Raw genomic sequence first — 12,758 nt, forward strand, 5'->3', positions numbered from 1 at the left:
GGAACTTGACGTCAACCGTCGACCCAATCAGCCTTCCAAAAAAAGCAGCTTCGAACGATACAGGGATTGATCGCGAGGCTCTCGCTAAGCTTTTGGTCGAAATAGCCCGGAACGTCGATCCGGACTATCGGGCGCAATTCGAGTCGGTTCCAACCGCCGACCCTCGCATGGAAGCGCTGCGCCAGTTGCTGGTCGGCCGCGAGATTTCGGAGCTCTCACGCGTCACGGATCTGCTGGACGAACCGGCGCAGCTTGCGACGGCGGTGGGCGGCGTTCTCCCCAGTGCGGCCGCCCAAGCGCCGCATGCGCAACTCGGCGAGGCCCTCGCACCGGCCGTCGAGCGGGCCGTGCAACGCTCGATCCAGAAGAGCCCACGTACTCTGACGGATATATTGTATCCGGTGTTTCTGCCGGCAATTCGCAAGTCGATCGGAGAAAAGATCGACCAGACCTTTCAGTCGCTAAATGAAACTCTACGACATATATTCACTTGGCATGGTCTCAAGTGGAGAGTGGAAGCCTGGAGAACCGGTGCCAGCTTCTCGGAAGTCGTTCTGAAGCATTCTCTCGTCTATCGCGTAGAGCATGTTTTTCTCATCAACCGCAATTCCGGGCTCTTGATAGCGCATGTTACGGCCGATAACGCAACCAGCGAGGATCCTCAGCTCATTTCCTCGATGCTCAGCGCAATTCAAGATTTTGTGAAGGATTCATTCAACGAGAAAGAACAGAGCGGCCTGGACACGATCCGCTTTGGCGAGCTTCGTCTCTGGTCGGAAGTCGGACCGCTTGCGACGCTGGTTGCGGTGATCCGGGGAAATCCGCCGGAGGGACTGCATGAAATATTTCGCGACGTATTGCTTCGCATCCATGACCAAAGCTCGGAGGCTTTAGAGCAGTTTGACGGCGACACCTCGCAGCTGTTCGGCGTAGAGGCGCAGCTGCAGACCTGCGTTGAGCTGAAGCAGGAGGATACAAACCAGGGATTTCCGTGGCTGGTGGTGGCTCTGGTTGCGCTGATTTTGATTCTGGGGGGTGCCTGGTTCTTTCTTTCCTGGCAAACCGGGCAGCGCTGGCAGGCCTATGTGTCGCGCTTGGTGGCCGAGCCAGGCATCATCGTTGCCGAGCAAAATATAAGCGGTGGCCAATTCTATATTGCCGGCCTCCGCGATCCGCTTGCCGCCGACCCGCAGGCGCTGTTGTCGGGAACCGAGGTCGATCCCGCGCGCGTGCATGCGCAGTGGCAGTTCTATGAGAGTCTCGAGCCTCAGTTCGTGTTGAAGCGGCTGACGGCGTCGCTGGTGCCGCCAGAGTCGGTGCGGCTTTCGGTGGTCAATGATCGCATCGTTGCCGAGGGCGAGGCCACTGGCACCTGGATCGATCAGGCGCGCGCAGCGGCTCGACGGCTTTCGGCAGGCGGACCGGAATTCGACATCTCCAAGGTTCGTGATGTGAGCCCCGAAGCACGCGCGGCGGAGCGCTGGCAAGCCTATGTGTCGCGCTTGGCGGCCGAGCCGGGCATCATCGTTGCCGAGCAAAATATACGCGACGGCCAATTCTACGTTTCCGGCCTGAGAGACCCGCTTGCCGCCGACCCACAGTCGCTGCTGTCCGGAACGCAGGTCGATCCCGCCCGCGTTCATTCGCAGTGGCAATCCTATCAGAGCCTTGAGCCGGAGTTCGTGTTGAAGCGGCTGACGGCGTCGCTCTATCCGCCGAAATCGGTTCAGCTTTCGATCGTCGAGAATCGCATCGTTGCCGAGGGCGAGGCTCCCGGCGCCTGGATCGACCGGGCGCAGGCCGCCGCCCGGCAGCTTTCAGCAGGCGGGCCGGTATTCGATATTTCCAGGGTCCGTGACCCCGAAGAACGCGCGGCGGAGTACTGGCAGGCCTACGTGTCGCGACTGGGCACCCAGCCGGGCATCATCGTTGCCGAACAAAGGATACGCGACGGCCAATTCTACATTTCCGGCCTGAGAGACCCGCTTGGCGCCGACCCGCAGTCGCTGTTGTCGGGAACCGAGGTCGATCCCGCACGGGTTCATTCGCAGTGGCAATTCTATCAGAGCCTTGAACCGGAGTTCGTGTTGAAGCGGCTGACGGCGTCGCTCTATCCGCCGAAATCGGTTCGGTTTTCGATCGTCGAGAATCGCATCGTTGCCGAGGGTGAGGCTCCCGACACCTGGATAGATCGAGCGCGCGCAGCGGCCCGACAGCTTTCGGTAGGCGGACCGGAATTCGACATCTCCAAGGTTCGTGATGTGAGTCCCGAAGCGCGCGAGGCGGAGCATTGGCAGTATTATGTGGCGCGACTTGAGGCCCAATCGGGAATCATCGTCGCCCAACAACGGACGAGCGGCGGACAATTCTACATTTCCGGCCTGAGAGACCCGCTTGCCGCCGACCCGCAAGCTCTGCTGTCCGGAACGCAGGTTGATCCTGCCCGCGTTCATTCACAGTGGCAATTCTATCAGAGCCTTGATCCGAAGTTCGTGGTGAAGCGGCTGACGGCGTCGCTGTCCCCGCCGAAATCGGTTCAGCTTTCGATCATCCAGGGTCGCATCGTCGCCGTGGGTGAGGCTCCTGCCGGCTGGATCAGCCGGGCGCAAGCCGCCTCCGAACAGCTTTCGGCGGACGGAGTGGTTCTGGATGTCTCGCAGCTGCGTGAGCTGAACCTTGCAGAACTTAATTCTTTGAGAGACGCCATCCAGACGACCGATATTTTCTTCTCTTCCGGCAAAGTCGTGCCGGGACCGGAGCAGCTGCCGGTTCTCGACAGGTTGGCGGATCAGATAAAGGAATTCGCCCAAAATGCCCGCAAGTCAGGCGTAACAGCGCGGTTCATGTTGACCGGCCATTCGGACACCACGGGCCGTGAGACGGCCAACGCATCGATCAGCGCCGCCCGCGCCGAGACAGTTCGTGCGCTTCTCAACAAGCGCGGCGTCGCTCCAGAACTGCTGCAGGTTCGGGGCGCGGGCACTTTTGAGCCGCTGGTGCCTGAAAATAGTCAGGCCGGGAGCTCCACCAATCGCCGGGTTTCGATTACTGTGAATCTGGACTAGTGGAGCCCAAGATGTTGCAAAAGAAAATCTGCATGCTGGGCGGGTTCTCTGTCGGGAAGACGAGTCTGGTGCGCAGGTATGTGCAGAGCATCTTTTCAGAAACCTACCTGACCACGGTGGGCGTGAAGATCGACAAGAAGAATGTCGTGCTCCCGGACAAAACCGTGGATCTGATTTTGTGGGATTTAGCCGGTGAAGACGATATCGGCTCATTCCGTGTCAGCTATGTGCGAGGTGCAACCGGGCTTGTGCTTGTCGTCGATGGTACGCGCGCCGCCACTCTTGCCGTGGCGCTCACGCTGCGCGAACGGGTCGAGGCCGAATTCGGCGCCATGCCGTTTGTATTGCTGTTCAACAAATCCGATCTGGCCGATCGGTGGGCAATATCGGATAGTGAGATTGACGAACTGAGGCAACGTGGATGGCAAATCTATCTAACAAGTGCGCTTTCTGGTGAACATGTTGATGATGCATTTCGTCAACTTGCTTTAATGGTCACCAAATAGATCATGCATGGATTGCCGAAAGAGGTTGGAAACTGGATTTTCAATTTCTTCTACAACGGGCATTCTGTCGCATATCTGAAAATCGACACTCAGCTTTGCGTCGCTGCGAAGGGCGGCAATGTTGAGCATTACGGGCTCTCATCGCTTCGCATCGGCGAGCCTGTTGCCGAGCAGCTTGAATTCATGGAAGGATTGCTGCCTTGCCCGGAGCTTCCGTTTCACATTGCTATGGTCGAACTGCCCAGCGGGTGTGTCGCCGACCTTCATTTTTTTGCTGACGATGCCTGCGTGTGGCTGCTCTTTCTTGACGCCACTGCCGAACGCGACAATAGGCAGCGGCTTCAACAAAAGGCTTATGAAATGACACTCCTGCAAGAGAGGGAGCGTCAACTCAACGAGAAATTACAATCGACGAACGAGGCATTGAGGAAGAGCCAGGAGGGATTGGCGCGTGAATACCAGCGCGCCGAAGCCCTGCTCCTCAACATTCTTCCGGCGTCGATCGCCGAGCGGTTGAAAGCGCACAAAAAAATTGCTGACAACCACGCGGAAGTGAGTGTGCTTTTTGCCGACATAGTCGGTTTTACGGAACGAGCGCGGAGCGTCGGAGCCGTGACGACGCTCGCTATTTTAAATTACTTCTTCAAGGCCGCGGATCGGCTCTCGGAACGATATGGCTGCGAAAAGATCAAGACAATCGGCGATTGTGTTATGGTGGTCGCCGGCCTGCCCACCGCGCGATCCGACCATGCAAAGGCCCTCACACGCTATGCACTCGAGCTGCGCAAGGCGGTTAGGCGCGAACGCTTCGCAGGAGAACCGCTGAGACTCAGAATCGGAATTCACTCAGGCCCAATCGTCGCGGGCGTCATAGGCAAGAGGCGGTTCGCCTATGACCTGTGGGGCGAGACCGTTAATCTCGCCTCGCGTATTCAAACGTCCGCGGAGCCCGATGAAATCCGCATTTCGGATGCAACTCGCCAAATGCTTGGGCAAAATTTTGCTTGCGAACCACTCGAGGAAACGGAATTGCGTGGTGCAGGCCGCGTGCGAATGTGGCGGCTCCCGGCCTGATTGCCGCTTAGCAATGCCGACCCCTGGAGCCCACGCATCTCAAGCCCATATTCCGACAGTCTATTGGGCGACTTGGGACACGGCTGACATCAGCTCCTGCGGGTTTGGCGCCCCAAACATGTAACGCCCACCCTCTGGAACCTCCGTGAAGCTCCAGCGGACGATCCCCTGCCTGTCCAGCAGGAACTGACCGATCAGTTGTCCGTGTCCGGTTGCCATCATCTGCTCGTCGGCTTCGGTGACTTCGTAATGGTCCTTGTTGTTGAGGATTTCGCTGGCGGAAAAAGGATCCATAGGACCGGGCAACTCGCCTGGCACGTCGACCCGCATATCCTTTGCCGCTGCCATCGAGACCCTGTACGGCCAGTTCGTCTCGTCTTGGGTGAATTCGAGATTGGGCAGTCCAAAAGCACGATGTGAAGCGCGTTTCGGGTCGGAGGCCGCCAGCAGATTCGGCATCGGATGGTAGCGGAAATAGAGACGCGCCCGTTCGATCGGCGTGTTGACCACCGTCAGGCTCTCCACGCCCTTTTCGCGCAGTTCCGGATCAAGCCGCGCCTGGGCGGCGATATGGCGCCGGCAAAACGCACAATGCAGACCTCGAAACAGGCCGACCAGAACCGGTCTTTGTCCGCGGAAGTCGTCGAGCGCGATCTTGCCTTCCTGGGTAATGGCATCGAGTACCACGTTCGGCGCGCGGTCGCCCGGTTGAAGCGGCACCAAGTCACTAGGCGCGGACATTTCCAACCTCCAACCCCGGCTAGTCGAGAAAAGGCAGCACCACAAGCGCTTCCGGGTCGAGCCCGTGCTGGGCGCATATACCCTGCGCCAGGGAAAAGTAGCGTTCGGCCTCGGCCAGATTGTCGAGGTCGAGATTAAGCGTTGCGAGACCATCATAGCACGGAAACAGCAATTGGGGTTCGCCCGTTTCGCGGGCGACGTCCAGTGCTTCGTGGAACAAGCCGACCGCCAGTTCCGGACGGCCGTTGCACTGGTGGATCTGCCCAAGCACGATCAACGGCACCGGCAGGTGCTCGCGCTGGTCGAGCGCCCGGTCGATCTCGATGGCCTTCTCGGCAGCAGGCACGCCCTCCGTTGGACAGCGATCCGTGAAAGTACAACAAGCGACCGCCAGATTGGCGAGGAGGCGCGCCTGAAAACCCTGATCGCCAATATGGCGCGCCACCTCCAGACCGCGCCGGCAGACCTCCATCGCCTTTGCCGGATCGATGGTCGTGTAAAGCACGCCGAGATTGGTGTAGCCGCGACACGCCGCGCCCAGCAGACCGGCGGCCTCGGCCAATTCAATGCTACGCTCGACCTGACCCACGGCTTCACGGTTTCGGCCGAGGCGGGCCAGCGCAACGGCCTTGGTGTTAAGTGCCTCGGCGGTCACGAGGGTGGCGTCATCGGAGACCTGTTCCGTTGTCAGACTGCGTACGCAATCGAGCGCCGCGTCCGCCCATCTTGCCGCGAGAGCGTGATCTCCGCTCCGGAATGCCTGCCGGCCGCGTTCCTGCCAGAGATGCGCCTGCTCGATCGGGGCATCCGCTCCATCAAGGAGCGCCGCCGCTTCAGCATAGCGGGATTCCGCTTTGTCCCGCTTGCCGACGTCCCAGAGCAGCCGACCGATCTTGCGCAAAACGCGCGCCGACGCGACGCGGTCGGCTGACCCGCGGTACGCCTGCAACACCGCCTCGTAGTGGCGGTGCGCGATCTCGCGGCGGCCTGCCGGGCCGCTCAAATCGGCAATGCGCTCTGCAATTGCCAGTTTGAGCGGTGTTTGCCCGGTCGCGCCCAACGCGGTCAGGGCTCGGTCGTAGAAACGAAGGGCGTCGTCATTGGCGTATATCATGCGAGCGCGATCTCCCGCCGCCTGAAGGTAATGCGCGCCCTTCTCCCGCTCGGCGCTCTGTGCGAAATGATGACCGAGCACGGCCAAATCCTCGAGCCGTTCCGGCTTGTCGCCGCACAGTTGCTCCAGGGCGACACCGACACGGCCGTGGATGTCGGTCCGGCGTTGCAGGAGCAGGTTCTGGTAGATCACGTCCTGCAGCAATGTTTGCGTAAAGCGGTAGCTTTGCGACGAGACCGAGCCTGATCCGGCAACTTCTTCGATGATCTCCGCATCGCAAAGCAGTTCGCAGCCGGCCTCCAGCCGGCCGGGATCGGCCGTCACGCTTTTCAGAAGCATGGCATCGAAGCGCGGGCCGATTACCGCGGCTTCCTGGGCCAACCGGCGCACCTCCTGGGGCAGCCGGTCGACACGAGCAAGCAACATTGCCTGGATGGTTGCGGGGATACCGGTTGCGACTTCGCCCGCCGCGGTCCGCCATCGCTGGCCTTCGCGCATCAATACACCGCGATCGATAAGGCCGCGAACGATCTCCTCGATAAAAAGCGGGTTGCCGCCGGCGCGCTCAAGGATCTGGTCGAGAAGCCCGCCCGCGGAGTTTACCCAGCTATCGCCGAAAAGTGCTGCCACCATGCTGCGTCCGTCATGGCTGCTGAGCGGCGAAAGCCTGAGCGCTGTGTGACTGACCCGGCTTGAGTCGAGCTGATCGTTGTCAGGCGCCGGACGATGCGTGACCAGCAGCATCAACCGCGTGCGCTCCAGCCTGTCCATCACGAAACGCAGTGCCTCGAGCGATACGGCGTCGGCCCAGTGCAGGTCTTCGACGACGATCAGCAGCGGCGACAACGCAAGCCGCCGTTCGATGATTGTGCGGACCGCGTAGAGAATTTGCCGCCGCAACTGCTCGGGCTCGACATGCTGCAAGGTGGCATCGGGGTCGCCAAGGCCGAGCACATGATAGAGCAAAGGCATCAGCCGCTTCGCCTCGTCGCCCCGCAGGCCGAGATCGGTCAGCAAGGCTGCGAGCTTCCCCCGCATTTCGTCCCCATTGTCGTTTTGCATCATCCCGGCAGCGCTGCGCACCACTGCGCCCAGGGCGCCAAATGATTGTTCGCCCAGCGGTGAGCACGTGGCCTGTCGCACGGCGACGTTGCGAAAACGATCGTCGTCGCCGACCCGGGTGACGAACTCCCTCACCAGCCGCGATTTCCCGATACCGGCTTCTCCGACGAGGCGGACAAGTTGGGCCGAGCCGCCGCACGCCTGGTCGAGGCTCGCCAGCATTCTGTTGAGTTCCGCATCACGGCCTATTATCGGCGCACTGAGGCCGAGCGCCTCGAGCCCACGCGCCGCACGCGGCGCCGCAAGCGGTGCATCGAGTCGATGGACGAGAACACTGCCAGCCTTGCCGCGAAGCACGACATCACCCATCGACTCGTAAGAGAAGGCATGTCGGGTCAGCCTGTGCGTGAGCTCGCCTACCAGCACCTCACCGGGTGCGGCCAGCGATTGCAGGCGTTGCGCCGTATTCACCGTGTCGCCGGTCACCGAATAGGATTTGGCGGCGCCGATGCCCAATCCTCCAGTAACGACCGGACCAGTGTTTATGCCGATGTGGAGTAGGAGAGGCGAGCCGGAGTAGGGGGTGCTTTCGCCCAGCCGCGCCGTCCGGGCGATCATGTCGAGAGCGGCGCGAAGCGCACGTTCCGGATCGTCCTCATGCGCGACCGGCGCACCGAACAAGGCGAGCAGTGCATCGCCGATGAATTTGTCGACGAAACCACCAAAGTTTCGCACGGCCGCCGTCAATTCCTTGAACAGTTCGTTCTGCAGCGTTTGCATGACCTCGGGGTCGAGCTGCTCGCTGAGTGTCGTGAAGCCGCAGAGGTCGGCGAACAGGACCGTGACCGTCCGGCGATCGGCGTCAGAGACAGAATGCGGCCCTTCTTCGCTTTCGATGTTCGGCGCCGCAGTTCGAGAAGGTGGCACAAAGGTCCGGCTTGGTGTCGGAGCAGGCCGTTCGACGGATTTTGCGGACGCACCGACGCTTGCCCCGCATTTCGGACAGAACTCGAAATCAGGTGCGCAGACATAGCCGCAACTGGCACATGACACGGGCTGGCGCCGGCCACACTTCGGACAGAAGGCGTAACCGCCCTCAATCTCGAAACCGCAGCCTGAGCAGTCCATGGAACAAGACCTCACTAGGGGTCGTGACGGCATGATCTCGCCACGCATTTCACGGCCAGGGCAATCACAAGGATGAACCGATAGCTCTCAACCGGCAAGCGGCAGCGCAAATAGCCATCGAGAGATCGGATGGTTCCTGCGGCAGAGCGCTGCCGAGCCGGGCGGTTGCGCGGCCGTCGTTTGCGAAAGTTCCCTCTACCCGCTGTCTTCCTGCTATCTTGGAGATAAGGAGACCGACGCATGAGCGAGAACCGCAAGCTGGCCGCAATCCTGGCTGCAGATGTGGTCGGATACAGCCGGCTCGCGAGCGCGGACGAAGAGCGTACCTTGGCGAGGTTGCGGACGCTGCGCAGCGACCTGATCGATCCCACCATCGCAGTCCACAACGGGCGGGTGATCAAGCGCACCGGCGACGGGGCGCTGGTTGAGTTCCGCAGTGTGGTGGATGCCGTGCGCTGCGCCGTTGAGATCCAGAACGGCATGGTTGAGCGCAATGCCGGCGTGCCGCAGGACCGCCGCATCGAGTTCAGGATCGGCATCCATCTGGGGGATGTGGTCGAAGAAAGCGACGGCGACCTGATGGGCGACGGCGTCAACATCGCCTCGCGTCTGGAGGGTGTCGCGGCGCCCGGCGCCATCTGCCTGTCCGAGGATGCCTATCGCCAGGTCAAGGCGAGGCTCGACCTTTCGGTCAGCGATCTCGGCAGCACACAGCTCAAGAACATCGCCGAGCCGGTCCGGGTCTATTCGCTGCAAGTCGGCGCGGGGGCCAAGGCGGCCGCGACCCCGGAAACCGCGACGAGCCGACCGGCTGCGGCCGTGCCGCCGAAGCTGTCGATCGCCGTGCTGCCGTTCGCCAACATGAGCGGTGACGCCGAACAGGACTACTTCGCCGACGGCATCTCCGAAGACATCATCACGGAGCTGTCAAAACTGTCGCAACTCTTCGTCATCGCACGCAATTCGTCGTTCACCTTCAAGGGCCAGAACGTCCATGTGCAGGAGGTGGGCGCGAAACTCGGCGTGCGGCATGTGCTCGAAGGCAGCGTACGCAAGTCGGGCAACAGGGTGCGGATCACCGCGCAGCTCATCGATGCAATTTCAGGCGGCCATCTTTGGGCGGAGCGGTTCGATCGCGACCTGACCGACATATTCGCCGTGCAGGACGACGTGACGCAGCAGATCGTCGGTGCGCTGGCGCTCAACCTGACAGACGATGCCCGGCAACGGCTGGCGCCGGAGCACCCGCGCAACACCGAGGCGTATGACTGTTTCCTGCGCGGCCGGGAGCTGTGGCACCGGCTGACGAAGGAGACGAACGTCGCAGCCCGCGACCTCTTGCAACGTGCCACCGAACTGGACCCGAACTTTGCCTCTGCCCACGCTTTCCTCGCCCTCACGCATGGCGTCGATTACCTGAACAGGTGGGGAGCGTCGCCGCCGGAATCGATGGCGCAAGCCGAAGAGGCCGCAACGCGGGCGGTAACGCTGGATGACAACGATCCCTGGGCGCACTGGGCGCTGGCGATAGCCAAGCTGTACACACGACGGCACGATGAGGCCATCGACGAGGTCGAGCGCGCACTGGTCCTCAATCCGAACTTCGCCGAAGCGCACGTCTGCCGGGGCGAAACGCTGTATTATTCAGGCAAATCCGAGGAGGCCCTCAAGAGTTTCGCCCGGGGAAAGTCCTTGAACCCGTACTTTGCGGATGTGCTTCTGCACTTCCAGGCTTTGGCGTTGTTTCAACTGGGACGATACAACGAGGCCGTTGACCTGCTGCTGCAACGGCTGGCTCGCAACGCTGTGACCGACGTCTCTCGCGCGCTCCTGGCCGCCAGCTACGGCCATCTGGGCCGTTTGGAGGAGGCCCGCGCGGCATGGCAGGACATGCTTCGCGTCAATCCCGACTTTTCGCTGGAATACCGTCGCAAAGTCTTGCCTTACAAGAACCCTGCCGATTTCGAACTCATGGTCGACGGGCTCCGCAAGGCCGGTTTGGTGCAATGACCGGGTAGCGGCCCGATCAGAGGCCGGAGGCCCGGCCGATCTTGCACCATCGGGCGTTTTCGCGCACCAGTTTCAGGTCGTCGGTGGTCTCGGCAAATGTCCGCGAACGGTATTGCCGGAGCAAGTCCGCGAAGGGCGCCCCTTCCGGGAGGCCGGCAAGCTGCTCGCGGACCGAGATCTTTTCATCGATGACCCGGGTGCCCCAGGCATTTTCCCGAACCTGCAGCTCCGCAGCCAGATCGCGCTCTTCCGGCGCGTTTTCATCCAGCGCAGCCAGCAGGATCGAGTGGAAAACCGCTACATAGCCAATCTGTCTCAAGCCGCCCACGACCCGCACGCGCGGCAATATGGCAAGGACGAGGAACGTCAGGAACAAGTCCGGCAGCAGCACACCGTCCAGCAGCGCCTGCTTGAGATGCGGCCGCTCGAACGGGATGGAAAGACCATGCGGCCTGTCAGGCTCGATCAGCTGCCCGTTCTCGAGGACGAGCTTGCGCACGCGCTCCTCGCGGATGCCCCAGAAATAGGCGGTGGCATTGGGCAGGAATCTGCCAAATGGGCTCGATGCGGCCTCTTGCAAGGCATGCTCGAGACGCCGGCGCCTTGCGGGCTCGAAGAGCAGCCTGGAAAGAAGGCCGCCGTCATGGTCTAGATGCCGTGCCATGGCAGCAGCGGCGAGCCGGTCATCGATCAAAACCGGCAGGGCCATGCCGGAACGATCCCAACCGGCGACCAGATCCTCGTTGAGTTCTGTCAGCGCATCGGCGGCGGTTGCAAACACCTTGTCGTGGCTGGCGAGCAGTGTGCCCAGCCAGCGGCTGGCATCCGTTTCGTCGCACACCGCTTCGAGGGCGCGCCTGTTGAGGGTGACGGGACCGGCCGCGCAAACGCTTTTGCGGCACAGTTTGTGGCGCCCCATGCCAAACAGGTTGACCTTGTCGTCGCCGACATCGAGCCAGCCCGGCCCCTCCCGGCCAATTGTCTCCATGGTCATCGTCGTTCCCATGAAGCCGAAGAAGGCCGACAGCCCGTTTTCGACCGCGCCGAGCCAGGCAAGCAGGAGGGCATCGAAGGTGATCCGGTCCATCAGAAGCAGGCAGTGCAGGCCGGACTGAATTACCGGTCTGTGCTCGAACTCTTCGAGGATCTTGCCGATCTCCTCAGGCTGCATGATCGCACAGAGGCGCTGATGCAGGACTTCGCGCAGGATCGAGCGGGCAGCGATCGCCGGGCGGGACGCAGGCCTTGCCACCGGCCGCCACAGATGGCGGGCGTAATCGGAAACCGATGCATTCCAGTTCTGCTCGATGTCACGCACGACTTCCGGGCAGAGCAGCGACAGCACAGCCAGAATTTCCACCGGAGGCGTAGGGGCTGGGGCGAAGACGGCGGTCATCAGAACCGCAGCCGGGCCATGCTCAGAAGGTCGTGATACTGCCCGTCGGTAAAGCCGGCCTTCACATGCCGGCCTTCGACCTCGAAGCCGTGGCTGGTGTAGAGGCGGATGGCCGGCTCGTTGTCGGCATAGACGGTCAATTCGACCCGCTTCAGCGCGCGCCAATTGTCGGCAACGTCAAGCAGCGCGCCAAGTATGGCAGAGCCGATGCCCTTGCCGACAAAGGCATCGTCAAGGCCGATATTGATCTCGCCTATATGCGAACGGCGCGGCGAACCCTGGACAACCAGGTTGCCATGGCCGACGATCCTGCCGTCCAACTCGGCAACGATCCAGGTGGTTTCCTGGCCGCACTTGGCGATGCGCCGCTCCACCTGCTCCACCATCTCGAAAGGCATTCTGAGCGTGCCCCAGCGGAAACCCGGCATGTTGAAGATAGCGCAAAGCGCCTCCGCATCGCTTGGCCGCACGGCTCGAAGCTGCGGCCGGATTTTCTCGGATGGCGAGGTCGTGCTGGTCATGGCGTTCCCGGCTACAGCAATTCCAGGAAAAGTGTGAGCGGTTTTCCGCCCGGAATTGCGTCAGAACCAAGGATAGAGCAATTCGCCGTTTCCTTGAAACGGTGAAGTGCTCGAACCCCGGCACGATGCGCCGGGCGTCAC

8 protein-coding genes are annotated in these 12,758 nt (G+C 61.6%); 4 read left to right on the forward strand and 4 right to left on the reverse strand.

The genetic code is table 11. The features are described from left to right. Positions 1-5 precede the first annotated feature (5 nt). Genes EN850_RS12915 through EN850_RS12925 form a run of 3 tightly spaced genes read left to right on the forward strand, consistent with a single transcriptional unit; the run spans position 6 to position 4,645 of the window. Positions 6-3,065, forward strand: coding sequence for an OmpA family protein (locus tag EN850_RS12915; RefSeq protein WP_136091424.1), 3,060 nt, complete (start codon positions 6-8; stop codon positions 3,063-3,065). Between the two features lie 11 nt (positions 3,066-3,076). Next, the gene (locus tag EN850_RS12920; protein WP_127279821.1) at positions 3,077-3,571 is read left to right on the forward strand and encodes a Rab family GTPase; all 495 of its coding nucleotides are present in this window, start codon (positions 3,077-3,079) and stop codon (positions 3,569-3,571) included. A gap of 3 nt (positions 3,572-3,574) precedes the next feature. Beyond that, positions 3,575-4,645 carry an adenylate/guanylate cyclase domain-containing protein gene (locus EN850_RS12925; RefSeq protein ID WP_136091425.1) on the forward strand — a complete coding sequence of 357 codons (1,071 nt, stop codon included), beginning with the start codon at positions 3,575-3,577 and terminating at the stop codon, positions 4,643-4,645. A gap of 60 nt (positions 4,646-4,705) precedes the next feature. Here EN850_RS12925 and EN850_RS12930 read toward each other — a convergent pair whose 3' ends face one another. Continuing rightward, positions 4,706-5,386, reverse strand: a complete 681-nt coding sequence (locus tag EN850_RS12930) for a peroxiredoxin-like family protein (RefSeq protein WP_127280547.1) — start codon at positions 5,384-5,386, stop codon at positions 4,706-4,708. 19 nt (positions 5,387-5,405) lie between these two features. Beyond that, positions 5,406-8,690 carry an adenylate/guanylate cyclase domain-containing protein gene (locus tag EN850_RS12935; RefSeq protein ID WP_136091426.1) on the reverse strand — a complete coding sequence of 1,095 codons (3,285 nt, stop codon included), beginning with the start codon at positions 8,688-8,690 and terminating at the stop codon, positions 5,406-5,408. Positions 8,691-8,930: 240 nt separating this feature from the next. Here EN850_RS12935 and EN850_RS12940 point away from each other — a divergent pair, with 240 nt between their 5' ends. After that, positions 8,931-10,700 carry an adenylate/guanylate cyclase domain-containing protein gene (locus EN850_RS12940; RefSeq protein WP_136091427.1) on the forward strand — a complete coding sequence of 590 codons (1,770 nt, stop codon included), beginning with the start codon at positions 8,931-8,933 and terminating at the stop codon, positions 10,698-10,700. Positions 10,701-10,716: 16 nt separating this feature from the next. Here the strand turns inward: EN850_RS12940 and EN850_RS12945 are convergent, their stop codons facing one another. Further along, the gene (locus EN850_RS12945; protein WP_136091428.1) at positions 10,717-12,096 is read right to left on the reverse strand and encodes a hypothetical protein; all 1,380 of its coding nucleotides are present in this window, start codon (positions 12,094-12,096) and stop codon (positions 10,717-10,719) included. Further along, positions 12,096-12,617: a GNAT family N-acetyltransferase gene (locus EN850_RS12950; RefSeq protein WP_127280037.1), complete on the reverse strand. Its 522-nt coding sequence runs from the start codon at positions 12,615-12,617 to the stop codon at positions 12,096-12,098. The genes EN850_RS12945 and EN850_RS12950 overlap by 1 nt, the downstream gene beginning before the upstream one ends. Positions 12,618-12,758: the final 141 nt, after the last annotated feature.

This window comes from Mesorhizobium sp. M8A.F.Ca.ET.207.01.1.1, from assembly GCF_004794715.1.
Taxonomy (GTDB): Bacteria; Pseudomonadota; Alphaproteobacteria; order Rhizobiales; family Rhizobiaceae; genus Mesorhizobium.

Coding starts and splice junctions, on each gene's coding strand:
- EN850_RS12920 (WP_127279821.1), top strand. CDS start 3,077: ATGTTGCAAAAGAAAATCTGCATGCTGGGCGGGTTCTCTGTCGGGAAG.
- EN850_RS12925 (WP_136091425.1), top strand. CDS start 3,575: ATGCATGGATTGCCGAAAGAGGTTGGAAACTGGATTTTCAATTTCTTC.
- EN850_RS12930 (WP_127280547.1), bottom strand. CDS start 5,386: ATGTCCGCGCCTAGTGACTTGGTGCCGCTTCAACCGGGCGACCGCGCG.
- EN850_RS12935 (WP_136091426.1), bottom strand. CDS start 8,690: ATGGACTGCTCAGGCTGCGGTTTCGAGATTGAGGGCGGTTACGCCTTC.
- EN850_RS12940 (WP_136091427.1), top strand. CDS start 8,931: ATGAGCGAGAACCGCAAGCTGGCCGCAATCCTGGCTGCAGATGTGGTC.
- EN850_RS12945 (WP_136091428.1), bottom strand. CDS start 12,096: ATGACCGCCGTCTTCGCCCCAGCCCCTACGCCTCCGGTGGAAATTCTG.
- EN850_RS12950 (WP_127280037.1), bottom strand. CDS start 12,617: ATGACCAGCACGACCTCGCCATCCGAGAAAATCCGGCCGCAGCTTCGA.